Annotated in this window: 17 protein-coding genes; 5 read left to right on the top strand and 12 right to left on the bottom strand. The window is 71.3% G+C overall.

Features of this window, described 5'->3' with window-relative positions; all coding sequences use genetic code 11:
• Window positions 1-19 precede the first annotated feature (19 nt).
• The 7 genes from priA to hisD form a co-directional block, all read right to left on the bottom strand.
• Window positions 20-742, bottom strand: a complete 723-nt coding sequence (gene priA / locus PKF00_RS20995; protein WP_271219284.1) for a bifunctional 1-(5-phosphoribosyl)-5-((5-phosphoribosylamino)methylideneamino)imidazole-4-carboxamide isomerase/phosphoribosylanthranilate isomerase PriA — start codon at window positions 740-742, stop codon at window positions 20-22.
• A gap of 4 nt (window positions 743-746) precedes the next feature.
• Window positions 747-1088 (bottom strand): hypothetical protein, encoded by a 342-nt coding sequence (locus PKF00_RS20990; RefSeq protein WP_271219283.1) that lies wholly within the window; start codon window positions 1086-1088, stop codon window positions 747-749.
• Between the two features lie 78 nt (window positions 1089-1166).
• On the bottom strand, window positions 1167-1802 hold the full coding sequence (gene hisH / locus PKF00_RS20985) for an imidazole glycerol phosphate synthase subunit HisH (protein ID WP_271219444.1): 636 nt from the start codon (window positions 1800-1802) through the stop codon (window positions 1167-1169).
• Complete coding sequence (locus PKF00_RS20980; protein ID WP_271219282.1) at window positions 1793-1948, bottom strand: CG2302 family histidine operon protein; 156 nt, start codon at window positions 1946-1948, stop codon at window positions 1793-1795. Before PKF00_RS20980 ends, hisH begins: the two co-directional genes overlap by 10 nt.
• 40 nt (window positions 1949-1988) lie before the next feature.
• Complete coding sequence (hisB, locus tag PKF00_RS20975) at window positions 1989-2609, bottom strand: imidazoleglycerol-phosphate dehydratase HisB (RefSeq protein ID WP_271219281.1); 621 nt, start codon at window positions 2607-2609, stop codon at window positions 1989-1991.
• Window positions 2606-3676: a histidinol-phosphate transaminase gene (locus tag PKF00_RS20970; protein WP_271219280.1), complete on the bottom strand. Its 1071-nt coding sequence runs from the start codon at window positions 3674-3676 to the stop codon at window positions 2606-2608. Before PKF00_RS20970 ends, hisB begins: the two co-directional genes overlap by 4 nt.
• On the bottom strand, window positions 3673-4980 hold the full coding sequence (hisD, locus tag PKF00_RS20965) for a histidinol dehydrogenase (protein WP_271219279.1): 1308 nt from the start codon (window positions 4978-4980) through the stop codon (window positions 3673-3675). The genes PKF00_RS20970 and hisD overlap by 4 nt, the downstream gene beginning before the upstream one ends.
• A gap of 99 nt (window positions 4981-5079) precedes the next feature.
• On the opposite strand from hisD, the gene ybaK reads away from it, so the two are divergent.
• The 3 genes from ybaK (at window position 5080) to PKF00_RS20950 (ending at window position 7546) form a co-directional block, all read left to right on the top strand.
• The gene (ybaK, locus tag PKF00_RS20960) at window positions 5080-5580 is read left to right on the top strand and encodes a Cys-tRNA(Pro) deacylase (RefSeq protein WP_271219278.1); all 501 of its coding nucleotides are present in this window, start codon (window positions 5080-5082) and stop codon (window positions 5578-5580) included.
• A gap of 94 nt (window positions 5581-5674) precedes the next feature.
• The gene (locus PKF00_RS20955) at window positions 5675-7066 is read left to right on the top strand and encodes an amidase (RefSeq protein WP_271219277.1); all 1392 of its coding nucleotides are present in this window, start codon (window positions 5675-5677) and stop codon (window positions 7064-7066) included.
• 204 nt (window positions 7067-7270) lie between these two features.
• Window positions 7271-7546, top strand: a complete 276-nt coding sequence (locus PKF00_RS20950; protein WP_271219276.1) for a hypothetical protein — start codon at window positions 7271-7273, stop codon at window positions 7544-7546.
• Between the two features lie 53 nt (window positions 7547-7599).
• Here the strand turns inward: PKF00_RS20950 and PKF00_RS20945 are convergent, their stop codons facing one another.
• Window positions 7600-8148, bottom strand: a complete 549-nt coding sequence (locus PKF00_RS20945; RefSeq protein ID WP_271219275.1) for a hypothetical protein — start codon at window positions 8146-8148, stop codon at window positions 7600-7602.
• A gap of 107 nt (window positions 8149-8255) precedes the next feature.
• Between PKF00_RS20945 and murA the strand changes: the two genes are divergently transcribed.
• Together murA and PKF00_RS20935 are read left to right on the top strand one after the other, a co-directional pair.
• Complete coding sequence (gene murA / locus PKF00_RS20940) at window positions 8256-9572, top strand: UDP-N-acetylglucosamine 1-carboxyvinyltransferase (protein WP_271219274.1); 1317 nt, start codon at window positions 8256-8258, stop codon at window positions 9570-9572.
• A 52-nt stretch (window positions 9573-9624) separates the two neighbouring features.
• On the top strand, window positions 9625-11892 hold the full coding sequence (locus PKF00_RS20935) for a transglycosylase domain-containing protein (protein WP_271219273.1): 2268 nt from the start codon (window positions 9625-9627) through the stop codon (window positions 11890-11892).
• 47 nt (window positions 11893-11939) lie between these two features.
• Here PKF00_RS20935 and PKF00_RS20930 read toward each other — a convergent pair whose 3' ends face one another.
• The 4 genes from PKF00_RS20930 to PKF00_RS20915 all read right to left on the bottom strand — a co-directional run bounded on the left by PKF00_RS20930 (window position 11940) and on the right by PKF00_RS20915 (window position 17103).
• Window positions 11940-13274, bottom strand: a complete 1335-nt coding sequence (locus tag PKF00_RS20930) for a serine hydrolase domain-containing protein (protein ID WP_271219272.1) — start codon at window positions 13272-13274, stop codon at window positions 11940-11942.
• A 156-nt stretch (window positions 13275-13430) separates the two neighbouring features.
• A complete protein-coding gene (locus PKF00_RS20925; RefSeq protein ID WP_271219271.1) occupies window positions 13431-14438 on the bottom strand; it encodes a TolB family protein in 1008 nt (335 codons plus the stop codon).
• A gap of 61 nt (window positions 14439-14499) precedes the next feature.
• Window positions 14500-15723 carry an MFS transporter gene (locus PKF00_RS20920; protein WP_271219270.1) on the bottom strand — a complete coding sequence of 408 codons (1224 nt, stop codon included), beginning with the start codon at window positions 15721-15723 and terminating at the stop codon, window positions 14500-14502.
• Complete coding sequence (locus PKF00_RS20915) at window positions 15724-17103, bottom strand: galactose-binding domain-containing protein (RefSeq protein WP_271219269.1); 1380 nt, start codon at window positions 17101-17103, stop codon at window positions 15724-15726. It abuts the gene before it with no gap.
• Window positions 17104-17375 lie beyond the last annotated feature (272 nt).

Genomic DNA, 17375 nt, shown 5'->3' with positions numbered 1-17375 from the left:
TCCTTTCCGCGGCGGGCGTCTAGGAGCTCACCGCGGCCAGGGCGTCCTCGAGCGTGAACTCCTGGGCGTAGAGGGCCTTGCCCACGATCGCGCCCTCGACCCCGATCGGGACCAGCGACGCCAGGGCGCGCAGGTCGTCCAGGGAGGAGACGCCGCCGCTGGCCACCACCGGCTTGTCGGTGCGGGCGCAGACCTCGCGGAGCAGGTCGAGGTTGGGACCGCGCAACGTGCCGTCCTTGGTCACGTCGGTGACGACGTAGCGGGGGCAGCCGTCGCGCTCCAGACGCTCGAGCACCTCCCACAGGTCACCGCCCTCCTCGGTCCAGCCCCGCGCGGCGAGGGTGGTGCCGCGGACGTCCAGGCCGATCGCGATGCGGTCGCCGTACTCAGCGATGATCTTGGAGCACCAGGCGGGGTTCTCCAGCGCCGCGGTGCCGATGTTGACCCGGCGGCAGCCGGTGGCAAGGGCCGCCTCGAGTGAGGCGTCGTCGCGGATGCCACCGGACATCTCGACCTTCACGTCGAGCGCGGCCACCACCGAGGCGAGCAGCTCGCGGTTCGAACCCCGGCCGAAGGCGGCGTCGAGGTCGACCAGGTGAATCCATTCGGCGCCCGCCTCCTGCCAGGCGAGGGCGGCGGAGAGGGGGTCGCCGTACGAGGTCTCGGTGCCTGCCGCACCCTGGACCAGGCGGACCGCCTGGCCGTCGGCGACGTCCACGGCGGGCAGCAACTCTAGCGACATCTGATCAGGACCTCCGGTCGAAGACAAGGGTGAGGAAAAGCGGCACGAACAGCGCCGAGAGCACGAAAACACCGAACCGCGCGGCCCAGGAGGACCACAGCAGCCAGGCGATGACCTGGACGACGAAGAACAGGACCACCACAAGACCGTTCTGCGTCCTGCGGCGGCGGGCCATGATGCCGCCCTGGACGGCGATCCTGACAGGCCTGCGGGGCAGGAGCGCGGTGACACGGCCGACGCGTGCGCGCCGCCGCGCCAGCCTGGCCTCCTGCTCGGCGCGCAGGGCGGCGAGGCGAGCCTGCTCCGCCTCGCGTGCCGCCCTGCGTCTGGCCCGCTCCTTGCTCACGGCCGGCTCACCGGAGACTCGCGCGACGGCCCGTCCGGCGCGCGGCTCCGCAGGCCGGACGACGGCTCATCCGGTCGTTCACTTGACGGTGCCCAGCCAGTTGGTGAGCAGCTGCGCTCCGGCGTCGCCGGACTTCTCCGGGTGGAACTGGGTGGCCGTCAGCGGGCCGTTCTCCACCGCGGCGACGAACGGGACCCCGTGCTCCGACCAGGTGACCAGGGGGTCGGTGAAGCCCGGGCCCGCTTCGAGCTCCCAGGAGCGCACGCCGTACGAGTGGACGAAGTAGAACCGCGTGTCGGGATCGAGCCCGGCGAACAGCACGGTGTCCTCGGGCGCCCTGACGGTGTTCCATCCCATGTGGGGCAGGACGGGCGCCTCAAGTCGCTCGACCGTGCCCGGCCACTCGCCGCAGCCCTCTGTCGTGACGCCGTGCTCCACACCCGTCTCGAACAGGATCTGCATGCCGACGCAGATGCCGAGCACCGGCCTGCCCGCCGACAGGCGCCGGTCGATGATCCGGTCACCGCGTACGGCCCGCAGCCCCGCCATGCAGGCGGCGAAGGCGCCGACGCCGGGAACGACGAGCCCGTCGGCCTCCATCGCCAGCGTGTAGTCGGAGGTCACCGTGACATCGGCGCCGACCCTGGCCAGCGCCCGCTCCGCGGAACGGAGGTTGCCGGATCCGTAGTCAAGAACCGTTACGTTCACCACCAGAGCACCGCCGCCGTAGTCGCCATGGCCGCGAGCACGGCGAGCACCACCGCACCCGTCTTGAGGCCTTGCTTGAAGAAGGACACGATCCCGCCGACCAGGAACAGGGCGATGAAGGCCATCGCGACGGCCGTCCAGTTGTCGCTCACGCCTCCTCCTCCCCTGGGCGCGGGCTCACGGGACGTCCGCTCACAGGACGCCCTTGGTGCTGGGCACCCCGGTCGCGCGGGGGTCGATCTCCGAGGCCTCGCGCAGCGCCCTGGCCAGCGCCTTGAACTGCGCCTCCACGATGTGGTGGGCGTTGCGGCCGTAGGGCACGTGGACGTGCAGGCAGATCGCGGCCTGCGCGACGAACGACTCCAGGATGTGCCTGGTCAGCGTCGTGTCGTACTCGGGGCCGATCATCGGGGCCATGCCCTCCGGCTCGCTGTGCACGAGGTACGGCCTGCCGGACAGGTCGACGGTGACCTGCGCGAGCGCCTCGTCCAGCGGGCAGGAGGCAGTGCCGAAACGCCTGATGCCCGACTTGTCACCCAAGGCCTCGCGGAACGCGGCGCCCAGCGCGAGCGCGGTGTCCTCGATCGTGTGGTGCGAGTCGATGTGCAGGTCGCCCTCGGTCTTCACCGTCAGGTCGAACAGGCCGTGCTTGCCCAGTTGGTTCAACATGTGGTCGTAGAACCCGACACCGGTGGACACGTCAACGTATCCGGTGCCGTCGAGGTTGACCTCGACCAGCACCGAGGTCTCCTTGGTCGCACGCTCCACGCGACCGAACCGCCGGTTGTGCTCGGCTCCGGCAAGACTGCTCACAGGGTTCCCTCCAGGGCGGCGCGGAAGGCCGCCATCTCCTCAGCCGTTCCGATGGACACTCGCAGCCATCCGGGCGGCCCGACCTCGCGGATCAGCACTCCGCGCTCGAGCATGCCCCGCCAGACGGCGTGCCTGTCGGGGAAGCGGCCGAACAACACGAAGTTGGCGTCCGAGTCGGCGACCTCCAGCCCCCTGGCCCGCAGCCACCCGACCGTCGCGTCACGCTCGGCGCGCAGCGCGTCGACGGTGCCGAGCAGCTCGGCCCGGTGGGCGAGCGCCACACGCGCCGCCGCCTGGGTGAGCGTCGACAGGTGGTACGGCAGCCGCACCAGCAGCAGCGCCTCGATCACCGCGGGATGGGCGGCGAGGTAGCCGAGCCGGGTGCCCGCCATGGCGAACGCCTTGGACATGGTCCGCGTGACGACGAGCCGGGGGTTGTCCGGCAGCAGGGTCAGCGCGGAGGGCGTGCCGGAGCGGGCGAACTCGAAGTACGCCTCGTCCACGATGACCATGCCGGGCGCGGCCTCGACGATCCTGGCGATCACCGCCGGGTCGAGCGCGGTGCCGGTCGGGTTGTTCGGCGAGGTCAGGAAGACGACGGAGGGCCGGTGCTCCGCTATCGCGGCGACGGCCTTCTCCGGGTCGATCCCGAAGTCGTCCTCGCGCGCCCCGGCGATCCACTCGGTCGAGGCGCCGGTGGTGATGATCGGGTGCATCGAGTAGGACGGCTCGAAGCCGAGCGCGGCGCGCCCCGGCCCGCCGAAGGCCTGCAGGATCTGCTGGAGCACCTCGTTGGAGCCGTTGGCGGCCCAGACCCGGTCGACGGTCAGCCCGTGCCCCAGGTAGTCGGCGAGATCCTGGCGCAGGGCCACGGCGTCACGGTCGGGGTAGCGGTTGAGCTCGCCCGAGTCCCGCCGTACGGCCTCGGCCAGGTCGGCGACCAGGGACGCCGACGGCCCGTACGGGTTCTCGTTGGTGTTGAGCCGCACCGGCACGTCGATCTGTGGCGCGCCGTACGGCGAACGCCCCCTCAGATCGTCGCGGATGGGCAGGTCCTCAAGCCTCATGAGGGAATCTCCCAGTCAAACCTGGCGCGGACGGCGGCGCCGTGCGCGGGCAGGTCCTCCGCGTCGGCCAGGACGCACACGTGGGCGGCGGCCTCCGCCAAGGCCTCGCGGCTGTAGTCGACGACGTGGATGCCGCGCAGGAAGGTCTGCACGGAAAGACCGGAGGAGTGACAGGCGCAGCCGCCGGTCGGCAGCACGTGGTTGGAGCCGGCGAGGTAGTCGCCGAGCGAGACCGGCGAGTAGGAGCCGACGAAGATCGCGCCGGCGTTGCGGACCCGGGCGGCGAGCGCGGCGGCGTCGGCGGTCTGGATCTCCAGGTGCTCGGCCGCGTAGGCGTCGACGATCCGCAGCCCGGCCTCCATGTCGTCGACCAGCAGGATGCCCGACTGACGCCCGGCCAGGGCCTCGGCGACGCGCTCGCTGTGCTTGGTCGCGGCGACCTGGCCGGACAGCTCGCGCTCGACGGCGTCGGCCAGCTCCACGGAGTCGGTGACCAGCACCGAGGCGGCGATCGTGTCGTGCTCGGCCTGGCTGATCAGGTCGGCGGCGACGTGCACGGGGTCGGCGGTCGCGTCGGCGAGGATCGCGATCTCGGTGGGACCGGCCTCGGAGTCGATGCCGATGACGCCCTTGAGCAGGCGCTTGGCGGCGGCGACCCAGATGTTGCCCGGACCGGTGACCATGGTGACCGGCTCGCACTCCTCGGTGCCGTAGGCGAACATCGCCACCGCCTGCGCGCCGCCGACGGCGTAGACCTCGTCGACTCCGAGCAGCGCGCACGCGGCCAGGATCGTCGGGTGCGGCAGCCCGCCGAACTCCTTCTGGGCCGGCGAGGTGACGGCCAGCGAGGAGACACCCGCCTCCTGGGCGGGGACGACGTTCATCACGACGCTGGAGGGATAGACCGCCCTGCCGCCGGGCACGTAGAGGCCCACGCGCTCGACGGGGACCCAGCGCTCGGTGACGGTGCCGCCCGGCACGACCTGGGTGGTGACGTCGGTGCGCCGCTGGTCGCGGTGGACGAGACGGGCGCGGCGGATCGACTCCTCCAGGGCGGCCCTGACCCTGGGGTCGAGCTCCTTCAGCGCCCGCTCGATCTCCTCGACCGGCACCCGGGTCGACTCGATCTCGACGCCGTCGAACCTGGCGGTGAGCTCTCGCACGGCCGCGACGCCACGATGACGCACGTCCTCGCAGATCGGCCGCACCTTGTCCAGGGCGGCTTCGACGTCGAGTTCGGCACGGGGCAGCACGTCGCGGAGGTCCTTCGGCAGGGCCCCTCGCAGGTCGGTACGAGAAATCACCCGTCCAGTCTACGGAGGTCCCGCACCCGCTCTCGTTCCGTCCACCATCCGGACACGCCCTTTACGTTGTAGATTTTATTCGGCCACTACAATTCCCCCGTGAGCAAGAGCAGGAACAAGGGCGGCCAGGGGACCCCGGCGACGGTGGCGCTGACCCAGGCCAAGGTCGACTTCACCCTCCACCCCTACGAGCACGACGCAGGCGCCCAGGCCTACGGCGAGGAGGCGGCCGACGCGCTCGGCGTGCCGTACGGGCAGATCTTCAAGACGCTCGTGGCCGAGGTGGAGAGCGGCCTCGCCGTCGCGGTCGTGCCGGTCGCCGGCAAGCTTGACCTCAAGGCCTTCGCCGCGGCGCTGAAGAGCAAGCGGGCGGCCATGGCGGACGCGGCCAAGGTCGAGCGGGTCACCGGCTACGTGGTCGGCGGGATCAGCCCGCTGGGCCAGCGCAGGCAGCTGCCCACCGTGGTCGACGCCTCCGCCCTCGACTTCGAGACGATCTACTTCTCCGCCGGGCGCAGGGGGCTGCAGATCGAGACGGCCCCCGCCGAGCTGGTACGGCTGACGCGGGCGGTCACCGCCCCCATCGGCAAGACGGGGTAGGCCCGCCCGGGACCGGGTGTCAGAGATCGCCGACGCGTCCCGGCACTCCGTCGGCGAGACTCGGGGCCGGGCCGTACGCGAATTCGGGGGACAGATGATTTACCTGACCGCTGTCGAGATGCTGGAGCTGCTGCGGACCGGACAGGTCGGCGCGGTCGAGCTGCTCCAGGCGCATCTGGACCGGATCGAAGAGGTCAACCCGCGCGTCAACGCGATCGTCACGCTGGTGGCGGAGCGGGCGCTCGCCGAGGCCCGGGAGGCCGACCGCGACCTGGCCCGGGGGCACTGGCGCGGGCCGCTCCACGGCCTGCCGGTCGCGCACAAGGACCTGGCCGACGTCGCGGGGGTCCGCACCACGTACGGCTCGCCGCTGTTCGCCGACCACGTGCCCCTCCAGGACTCCCCCGTCGTGCGGCGGATGCGCGAGGCGGGGGCGATCACGGTCGGCAAGACCAACACCCCGGAGTTCGGCACCGGCTCCCACACGGTGAACGAGCTGTTCGGCGCGACCCGCAACCCCTACGACCTGTCGAAGTCGGCGGGCGGCAGCAGCGGCGGGGCGGCGGCCGCGCTGGCGACCGGGATGGTGCCGCTCGCCGACGGCTCCGACATGGGCGGCTCGCTGCGCAACCCGGCCTCCTTCTGCAACGTGGTCGGGCTGCGCCCCACCCCGGGACGGGTGCCCTCCCCCTCGCCGACGACCGCGTGGTTCACCCTCGGCGTGCCGGGGCCGATGGCCCGCACCGTGGCGGACCTGGCGCTGCTGATGAGCGTGATCTCCGGCTTCGACGCCGCCTCCCCCCTGTCGATCACCGAGAGCGGCGCGGTGTTCGCCGGGCCGCTCGAGACGGGCCTGCGGGGGATGCGCGTGGCGTGGAGCCCCGACCTGGGCGGGCTGCCGGTCGACGTGGAGACGGCGCGGGTCACCGCGCGGGCCCCCGAGGTGCTCGCGGAGCTGGGCGCGAAGGTCGAGCAGGTCACGCTGAACCTCTCCGACGCCGAGGACGCCTTCCGGATCTACCGGGCGTGGTACTACGCGCTGTCCTACGGCGGCCTGCCGCAGGAGGAGCTCGGCGCGAACGTGCGCTGGAACGTCGAACAGGGCCTCGGCCTGACCGGGGCCGACCTTGCCAGGGCCGAACGGCTGCGCAGCGGCCTCTACCGGCGGATGAACGCCTTCTTCGACACCTACGACTTCCTGCTGGCCCCGGTCAGCCAGGTGCCGCCGTTCCCCGTCGACGCGCCGCACGTCTCGGAGATCAACGGCGAGCCGCTGCCCGACTACCTGGCCTGGATGCGCTCGGCCTACTGGATCAGCGTGCTGCACGCCCCCGCGGCCTCCGTGCCCTGCGGGTTCACCTCGGACGGGCTCCCGGTCGGCGTGCAGATCGTCGGACGCCCCTTCGACGACATGGGCGTGCTGCGCCTGGCCCACGCCTTCGAGCGGGCCACCGGCCACGGCGCCCGCAGACCCGCTCTCGGCTGACCCCTTTTCGCTGACCCCTTTTCCGGCCCGCACGAAAAAGGGCCGGGGGTTTCACCGGCGACCGGAAACCATGCGGCCCCTTTTTTGGGCCTACGCTTCGTCGCCCATTCATGTCAGAATGATTTTCGTTCTCGGTCATGTTCGCAGTGGAGAGGCGGGAAACAGCCGGCGACCGCCGGGACCTCCCGCCGGAGGGAGCATGAAATGGCAGGACGGAAAGCGCGCCTGGCGGCGCTGACAGTGGGCCTGATCAGCCTGTTCGCGATATCCGGCGGCATCGCGAACGCCGAATCCGGCCGTACGTACCGGGTCTCGTATCAAGGACCGTTCGAGGTTCAGAGCACCTGCAACGCCTCTAGCGCCGCCCTGCACGAACCACCGGACGCCTACACCGCGTCCTGCTTCTATTCCGCGACCGGCGTTCCCCGCTACAGCATTCTTCCGGGATGGTATTTCCGTTACGTTTATTCCATCGACTGAACATCCGGATTCCCGCCCCCGGCGTTTTCCGTCCCGGGGCGGAACGGCGCGGGCTACCGATCGCTGATGTCGTAGCTGGACAGCGGGCCGTAGGGGTCCTGGCCGCCGAACGGCCTGCGCAGCGGCGAGTCCCGGTAGCCCGCGATGCCCTCCAGCGCGAAGAAGAGGCCGACGGCGAGGGTCGGCCACGCGTACATCACGCCGTGGGCGGTCAGGTCGAGCGGGCCGGGGAACAGGGACATCGTCTTGCCGGAGGCCGTGACGTTCGCCGGGCCGAGGTTGACGACCCTGCCGACCAGCAGCGCGAGGTAGGACCCCAGCAGACCGCCTCCCGCCAGGCCGAGGACGACGGCCAGGGGTCGCCCGCTGCGCGACAGGCTGTAGCCGACGGCTCCGCAGGCCAGGCCGACCGCGCCGGTGACGGCCGCGAACCAGCCGTCCGCCGCGATCAGCGCCTGGGTCGAGGGGTCGGCCAGGAACGGCCCCTGGCCGGTCATGGCGTACGGCGGACGCGGCGCGAGAAGCGACCACAGGACACCCGCCACCACTCCGAGAAGACCCAGCACCAGCACGGTGACGGCGAAGTCGCGCGCGTGCCGCAAAGTGTTCCCCCTACCCGCTGTACTGATGTCTGTACTGATGTGCCCGATGTTACCGATCCCGGGTCGTGTTCCCGGAGAGTCAGGGCGAATCCCGTTACGCTGTCCGAGTGAACGAAGAGGTATGGCTGATCGAGCCTTCCGGGCCGCTCCGCGGCGACGTGGAGGTCCGCGGTTCGAAGAACGGCGTGTCCAAGCACATGGTCGCGGCGATGCTGGGCACCGGCGAGAGCACGATCCACAACGCCCCCGACGTGGGCGAGGTCGGAATCACCGCGCAGATGCTGCGGGCGCTCGGCATCAACGTGGAGATCACCCCCCGTGAGATCAGCCTCACCAGGGGCGATCAGATCAATCCGCACGTTCCCGCGGCGTTCACCGGCCTCAACCGGATCCCCATCCTGATGCTGGGACCGCTGCTGCACCTGGCGGGCGAGGCCTTCGTGCCGCTGGTCGGCGGCGACCCAATCGGGCGCAGGCCCGTCGACTTCCACGTCGAGGCGCTGCGCGCGATGGGCGCCGAGGTCGAGGTGAGCGACACGGGGGTCTACGCCAAGGCCAGGCGGCTGCGCGGCACCAGAATCGAGCTGCCCTACCCGAGTGTGGGCGCGACGGAGACGATCCTGATGTCGGCGGTGCTGGCCGAGGGCAAGACCGTGCTCAAGGGCGCGGCCATGGAGCCCGAGGTGGTGGAGCTCGCCCTGTTCCTGCAGCGCATGGGCGCGCGCATCGAGCTCAGCCCCGACCGGCGCATCGTGATCGAGGGGGTCGACCGGCTGCGCGGCGCCTCGACCTGGCTCAACGGCGACCGGATCGAGGCGTTCTCCTACCTCGCGGCGGGCCTGATCACCGGCGGCGAGGTGCGGGTGCACGGGTGCCCCCAGGACCGCCTGGTCACCGCCATCACCACGCTCGCCAGGATGGGCGCGGAGATGGACATCACCGACGACTACGTGTCGGCGTCGGCCCCGGACGGGCTGCGGGCCGCCGCGGTGCAGACCGACACGCACCCCGGGTTCATGACCGACTGGCAGACGCCGCTGATGGTGCTGTTCACGCAGGCCCAGGGCATGTCGGTGCTGCACGAGACGGTCTTCGAGAACCGCCTCGTCTACGTGCCCGCGCTGCAGAGGATGGGCTGTGAGATCGAGGTCTTCGACGTGTGCCTCGGCGGCCCCGCCTGCCGCTACCACGACACCAACGCCAAGCACTCGGCGGTCGTGCGGGGCGTGTCGAAGCTGCGCGGGGCCGACGTGACGCTGCCCGACATCCGGGCCGGGTTCTCCGCCGTGCTCGCGGCCGCCGCGGCCGAGGGCACCTCGACACTGCGCGGGGTGCACCACATCGAGCGGGGTTACCACCGCCCGTTCGAGCAGTTCGCCTCGCTGGGCCTGCAGATCAGCAGGGAAGAGGTCCAGGAAGGGTAAAGATTCACAGCCGGGTGTTTGTCCTCGGCCACCCGGCCGCACGTTACTATCCGTGACATCGCGATCATCCGAGGTGAGGCGCGGCCTCAGCGCGTGCCTGGCCGGGCTGACGGCCTGCGGCGTGCTCTGCGGCCTGCTGGTGGCCGCCGCCGCCCTGCCGGTGGTCGGCGGCGCCGGCATCACCACCAACCGGGTCGCGCGCACCTTCGTCGATCTGCCGCCGAGCCCGCGCGAGGACCCGCTCCCCGAGCGGACGGTGCTGCTGGACAGGAACGGCAGGCAGTTCGCGCAGTTCTACACCGAGAACCGGAAGATCGTGAAGCTCGACCAGGTCGCCCCCGTCATGCGCGAGGCGATCGTGGCGATCGAGGACTCCCGTTTCTACGAGCACGCGGGCCTGGACGTCAAGGGAACCCTGCGGGCGCTGGTGACCAACACGCAGGCGGGCGGGGTGCGGCAGGGCGGCTCCTCCCTCACCCAGCAGCTGGTGAAGAACATCCTGGTGGAGGGCGCGGAGACGGAGGCGGAGCGTGACAGGGCGCGCGAGCCGAGCATCAGGCGCAAGATCACCGAGCTGCGCTACGCGCTGGCGATGGAGAAGAAGTACAGCAAGGCCGAGATCCTCGAGCGCTACCTCAACATCGCCTACTTCGGCGCGGGGGCGTTCGGGGTGGAGGCCGCCGCCCAGCGGTTCTTCTCGGTCTCCGCCTCCGAGCTGACCCTGCGGCAGGCCGCGACGCTGGCGGGCGCGGTGCGAACGCCGTACGCCACGGACCCCTCGCTCGGCCCGCAGCGCAGGCAGCGGCTGCGGGAGCGCAGGGACATCGTGCTGGACCGGATGGCGCAGCTGGGGAACATCCCGGTGGCGCAGGCGGAGGCCGTCAAGCGTGAGCCGCTGAACATCCGTCTGAAGCCGGAGCCGGGCGGCTGTGCCGGGAGCGCCTACCCCTACTTCTGCCTCTACGTCCACCGGGAACTGGTGAACAACCCGGCGTTCGGCCACAACCGGGCGGCGCGGGAGCGTCTGCTGGCCAGGGGCGGCGTCGTCCTGCGCACCACTCTCGACCCGCGGGCCCAGCGGGCCGCGCAGCGGGCCATCTCCTCCCGGGTGTCCCAGGAGGACACCGAGGTGGCGGCGGAGGCGATGGTCGAGCCGGGAACCGGGCGGATCGTGGCGATGGCGGCGAGCAAGAGGTACGGCCGCAACTCCGGCGACCACAGGAACGGCCCCAGCACCACCTACAACCTGCCCGCCGACGTGGCGCACGGCGGCGGGCAGGGATTCCAGGCGGGGTCGACGTTCAAGGTGTTCACCCTGGCGACCGCGCTGGGCAGGGGCTGGCGGTTCGACGACGGTTTCATGACCCCGGGCCGGTTCGTGCCCTCCAGCGGCTACTTCGACTGCCACGGACACCGGGTGAACGCCCCGAACGCCGAGATCTTCAACGCCAGCGGGGAGGGCAGCGGCGGCCCGCAGAGCATCTCGACCGGCACCTGGAAGTCGGTGAACATCTTCTACATGATGCTGGAGCGCAGGGTCGGCCTGTGCCAGGTGGTCAGGACGGCCAAGGCGCTCGGCGTGACCCGCGCGGACGGCACGCCGCTCCACGAGGTGCCGACCTTCACCCTCGGGGTAAACGAGATGGACCCGGTGACGGTGGCGGCGGCGTTCGCCGCGTTCGGCGCGCGGGGCCGCTACTGCCGTCCGATGGCCATCGTCGACATGGTCGAACGGGACGGGACGCGCGTCGCGGTGCCGCCGAGCTGCGTGCAGGCGATCGAGCGCGGCGTGGCGGACGCGGTGAACCACGTGCTGTCCGGGGTGTTCACCAGGGGGACCATGACGGGCCAGGACATCGGGCGCGACGCGGCGGGCAAGACCGGCACGAACAACGGCTACACCTCGGCCTGGTTCGCCGGGTACACCCCGGATCTGGCCGCCGCGGTCAGTCTGGGAGACATCAGGGGCTCCTACCGCTACCCGCTGCGCGACGTGACGATCGGCGGCGAGTACTACGGCCAGGTGCAGGGCGCCTCCCTGCCCGGCCCCATCTGGGTGGCGTCCATGGAGGCCGCCCTGCGCGACGTCTCCCCCACCTCCTTCCACCACCCGGACATGGGCCGTTTCGGCGGCGGCTACACACCCGGCCTGGAGAAGGACGAGGAGAAGGAGAAGGACGGCGAGGACGGCCGAGCCGGCGACCGGGCGGACGGCTGGGCCGCCGAGCCCCAGAGGCGGCACGGCCTGCGCGGGGACCGCGGTCACCGGGAGTGGAAGTCACGCTGGAGGCAGTGGAAGCAGCGGCACCGCTACCGCTGAGCCCGGCGCGGGACCGCCTCGCGGCCGCCCGCGCCGGGCTCGGGCGGCTACCTCTTGACGAGGACCTGCTGGGTGGGGAAGGGCACGAAGGGGGCGCCCTTGGCCGCCGTCGCACCGGAGCCGCACAGTGCCCGCAGGACGTGCTCGCCGAGCGCGAAGTCGATCGGGTGCGGCTGGAGGACGCCGTTGTCGTCGAAGCGCTGGTACTTCATCAGGTTGTGCCCCAGGGAGATCTGGCGGTTGCCGTCCGGGCTGGACAGGGAGAGGGTGCCCATGCCGAACACCGCTCCGTCGTGGCCCCAGAACCTGCCGCAGGGCAGGTCCTGGGCGTAGATGCCGAGGCCGTAGTGAATCATGACCTCGCCCTGCTCGTTGGTGACCGGCACGGTGGTCCGCATCTGCTCGAGCTGGGCGGCGGGCAGGAGCCCGCCGCCCAGCAGCTGCCGGTAGAACCGGTCGAGGTCGGCCGTCGTCGAGACGATCGCGCCCGCCGTGCTTGCCCACGACATGTCGTAGACGCTGTAGTCGCGGGGCGGGTCGATGAACCCGTAGAACGACTCGTACGCCCTGGAGTGCCGTCCGGGGATGGTCGCCCCGCGCGGGAAGAAGGTGTCGCGCAGCCCGGCTCTGCGGATCACGTTCTCGGTGATGTACGTCTCGGCGTCGGCGCCGGTCACCGTCTCCAGCAGGAGCCCGAGGATGACGTAGTTGGTGTTGGAGTAGGACCAGCGCTCCCCGGGCGCCCCCGTCGGCTGGGCCTTCACGCCGAGCCGCACCAGCTCCCTGGGCGGGATGTCGCGGAAACGGTGCTCGTCCAGGCTCGCGGCGGACCCCGAGGCCAGGGAGGGGAAGGCGCTCAGGACGTAGTCGCCGATGCCGCTGGTGTGGTTGAGCAGCATCCGCACCGTGACCTTCTGGCCGAGCGAGGGCGGCAGCAGCGCGGGCCGGTAGCGCGCGACGGGCGCGTCCAGGTCGATGCGTCCCTTTTCCACCTGCTGGAGGATCGCGACCGCGGTGAAGGTCTTGGTGATGCTGCCGACCCGGTGCAGCGTCTTCGCCTTGACCGGCCGCCGGGTCTCCACGTCGGCCACTCCCGCCGCGCCGTCCCAGGACGCCCAGCGGTCCCGCACGCTGGAGTAGACGCCGTACATGCCCGCCTCGTGGACGGCTTCGAGGGTCCGGGCGAGCGCCTGCCGGTCGAGCGCGGACGACGCCGGGCCGGAGCCGGGTGACGCCGCCGTCTCCGCCACGGAGGACTGCCCCGTTCCCGGCCCTGTCGCCTCCGCCGTCGCGACCGGCGCGACGGCGCCCGTCGCGAACAGCGCGCTCAGCCCGAGTCCGGCGATCATGAGCCCCCGCCGGGAACGCCGCGTGTAGGTCATCGTCCCTTATCTCCTCTGATCGGAAACATGACACCGTTATCGTCGCAAGCGGAGGCCGTCCCTTCCTCGGCTCGGCGGAGGATCACCCGCTCCTTCGTGAGGACGACGGTTCGGCGGGCCGCGGATGTCAAAAGTCATATCCCGCCCGCCTCCCGCCTACCGGACCGCCACCGGGGACGAGGCTCCTCGCAGCAGTGGCTTCGGGGCGCCGGAGCCGTCCGCGGGGACCGACCAGACGTCCCCGCCCCTGGCGTACATCACCGTGCGGTCGTCGAGCCAGGCCGCCTGGTCGTCGACGTTCGCGGTCTCGGCCAGCGGCGTCTCGCGCATGGTGGCCAGGTCCAGCAGGTGCAGGCGCCACATCCGGCGCGGGTCGGAGGAGACCCGCTTCTTGAACACCAGGCGGGTGCCGTCGGGTGACAGCGAGGGGCACTCGACGTTCTCCCTGAGCGTCCGCGCCCGCCACGCCCCGTAGTCGCCCTCGACGAGGTAGGTCTTCCCCTTGGTGGCGACCGTGGCGTAGAACCGGTTGTCGTCGGCGGCGAAGGTGATGCCCCAGTAGTTCACGTCCGGCGCGTGGTAGCGGCGTCCGTCGAGGGTCAGCGGGATGTCCTCGATGTTGGTGACGACGTAGCCGGTGCGGGTGTCGAGGATCCCGCTCCAGGTGGAGAAGGCGCCGTCGCTGTAGGAGTCGCCGGTGACGAACACGGTCCACGACGCCATCCGGCCGCTCGGCGACACCCTGGCCCGGTTGGGGATGCCCGCCAGCTTGATCCTGCGGGTCTCCTTCATGGAGCGGTCGAGGATCACCGCGTCCGTGGTGACCAGCGCCCCCGGCTTGGCGACGAGGCAGATCGCCGTGCCGCCCGCGGTGGAGAACCTGTTGCAGGCCGGGCCCGAGGGAGCGGGCGGGGCCGAGGGGTCCTCCAGCGGGACCCCGGCGACCGTGCCGCCCGCGCTGCGGAACATCAGCCGCCCCGGGCGGAGCGCGCCGCCGTCCCGCGCCGGCCCTGAGGCGGACGCGGAGACGGGAGCGGAGACGGGGACGGAGACGGACGCGGAGGCGGCGGTGCGGCGCGCGGCCCACGCCGCGTATCCGGCCGCCGTGCCGCCGAGGAGGGCGACGGCGGCGACCAGCACCAGCAGGCGTCTGATCGGGGTCACGGGCGCCCGCCCGTCACGGAGCGGGCGTCGGCGACCCCGGGAACGGACGGCCTGAGCCAGATCATGAGTGCCTCCTCAGCACGAACCAGGCGCAGGGCACGCACAGCGCGAGCCCAGCCGCCATGACGGACAGTCCCTGGGCGCTGCCCCACACCGTCCACAGCGCGCCGAACAGCGTGGAGGACAGCAGCCTGGCCGTCGCCTGGCCCGTCTGCAGCAGGGCCATCCCGCTGGTGCGCAGGTGGGCGGGGAGCATCGGCCCCGCGACGGCCATCAGCACTCCGTCGGTCGCGGCGTAGAAGGCTCCGTGCAGCACCAGCACGGCGACGAGCCACCCCGGGCCGAGCAGCACGAGATAGGCGGCGACCAGCGCGAGGTGTCCCGCCAGGAAGACCGGCACCCGGCCGAGGCGGTCGGCGAGCCGTCCCACGGGCACGGCCAGCAGCAGGTAGGCGGCGGCGGTGCCGATCGACAGCAGCGGGAAGTACTCCGCGTCGACGACGCCGCGCTTCTGCAGCAGCAGGTAGACGAACGCGTCGCCGACCGTGACCAGGCCGAGGAGCGCGGCCACGACGCACACCCGCAGGAACGCCGCGTCGCGCAGCAGCCCGAGCGCGGCGCGCGGGGAGGCGTCCGGGCGCGGCCCCTGCGAGGGCGTGCGCCGGTCGCGGACGTACATGACCAGCAGCAGCACGCCGAGCACGGCCACGCAGAAGCTGACCATGAACACCGCGTCGTAGGCCCCGCCCGTGCCCGCCAGGACGGCGAACGCCACCAGCGGGCCGAGCAGCGCACCGAGGGTGTCCATGGCGCGGTGCGCGCCGAACGCCCGCCCGAGTTCGCCGGGCGGGACGCTCAGCGAGATCAGGGCGTCACGCGGAGCGGTCCGCAGTCCCTTGCCGGTCCGGTCGGCGGCGATCACCACGCCCAGCGCCGCGACCGAGCTTCCCACGGCGAGCAGCGCGGGTTTGCACAGTGCCGACAGGCCGTAGCCGATCCCGGCGACGAGCTTGCGCCGCTGCCACCGGTCGGCGAGGTTGCCTCCCGCGAGGCGGACCATCGCCGTCACGCCGAAGGACAGGCCGTCGAGCAGGCCGAACTGCAGGGGGCTGAGGCCCAGGAAGAGCGTCAGGTAGAGCGGCAGCACGGCGGTGACCATCTCGGAGGAGACGTCGGTGACCAGGCTGACCGCCCCGAGCGCGAGCACGTTCCCGGGAACCGTCCAGGAGAGCCGGGACCGCGGGCGTGCTCCGTCCGCGGTCCGGCCGTTAGCCGTGATGTACATCTAGTGGCAGGCGTAGGTGGGGCCGGTGTCCTTGACGGAGCCGTCCGTCCCGATCAGCTGCCAGGAGAACGCGGCGGGGGCGAGGTTCAGCTTCAGCACGCCGTAGGTGTTCACCAGTCGCTTCTGGCTGTTCGGCTGCACGTTCTCGATCTTGTACGGCGAGGCGCCGCCCATCCCGCCGAGGATCTCCACGATGCCCTTGGGGTCGGCCTTGGCGTCGGGGTTCTGCGGGGCGAAGCGCTCGTAGTGGTGGTCGTGGCCGTTGAGCACCAGGTCGGCCCCGGCGTCGTAGAGGATCTTCCAGACCGGCTTGCTCACCGGGTCGTTGCCGTGCTCGCCTGAGCTGAACAGCGGGTGGTGCCAGTAGGCGGCGATGCACCCCCTGGTGTTGGCGGCCAGGTCGGCCTTGAGCCAGTTGATCTGGGCCGACTGGTCGAAGTAGTTGGAGTCGAGGGCGATGAAGTGCCAGTTGCCCTGGTCGTAGCTGTAGTAGGTCTTGCCCTTCGGGGTGGCCAGGGAGCCGAAGTAGCCCTTGTATCCGGCGTAGACGCCCGCCGGGTCGTAGGTCTCGTGGTTGCCCGCCGCGGGGCGGGTCTTGCTCTTGAACTTGCCCCACGTCTTGTCGTAGTAGTTCTGGAAGTCGGACAGGCGGGCGTCGTCGTACTGGTTGTCGCCCATGGTGATGACGAACTCGGGGTTCATCTCCTGGACCCGCGCCGCGGTCTTGGGGTGGGCGCAGGAGCTCGAACTGGCCGTGCACTGCTCGGCGATGTCACCGGCCGCCGCGACGACGAAGCTGTCGCCCGCCGTCGGGGTCGGCGAGGGGGACGCGGTGGCCGTCGGCGTCGGGCTGGGCGTGGATCCGCCGCCGCCGAACACCTGGAACTCGTACAGGGAGTAGCCGTACTCGGTGCCTCTGGCGGTGCCGTACAGGCGGACGTAGCGCCCGGAGCCCGACAGGCCCGTCAGGTCGTCCTGACCGCCGTCGCCGTCGCTCGTGGAGTAGACGGTCGTCCAGGCGGCGGCGTCGTCGGAGACCTGGATCTTGTAGGCCTTGCCGTACGCGGACTCCCAGAACAGCTTGACGCGGGAGATCGAGGAGACCGCGCCGAGGTCGACACGGATCCACTGGGGGTCGCTGCCCTCCTGGGAGGCCCAGCGGGTCGAGGTGAGGTCGCCGTCGACCGCCTTGCCCGAGCTGTAGGAGGAGCTCTCCTTCGACGACGAGGCGGCGGGCCTGCCCTGCGACAGCAGGGTCTCGGCGGCGTCGGCTCGGCCCGTGGCGACCAGGGCGCTCACGAGGAGGACGATCACCGCGAACGGGGCCAGAAGACGGCTGTGGGGGAAACGGAGGACGGATTGATGCGTCGTTGATGACACGGACTTGTCTCCTGATGGGGGGAGAGACGACGGTCACGGCGTCGGCTGCGACGCCGTGCGACAGGCGGCCGGGACAGCACATCCATCGCTGAGCGCGTCACGTCCCCGCGGAGGACGCCGCGCCAAGCCGCTCTCCGGCATCGTGACAAGCGGCCCGGGAGCACGTCAATGGAAGTTAGGAAAGTTTCCTAACTTGAAATCCGACGTTCGTGAAACCCACCGTTTTCCACATGTTTTCCATGGAAATCGCCCAATGCCCGGAAAAGCACCGT

This window comes from Streptosporangium carneum, from assembly GCF_027922005.1.
Classification (GTDB): Bacteria; Actinomycetota; Actinomycetes; order Streptosporangiales; family Streptosporangiaceae; genus Streptosporangium; species Streptosporangium carneum.
Note: the sequence above shows the minus strand (reverse complement) of the source record. Positions and strands in the feature narration are given on the sequence as shown.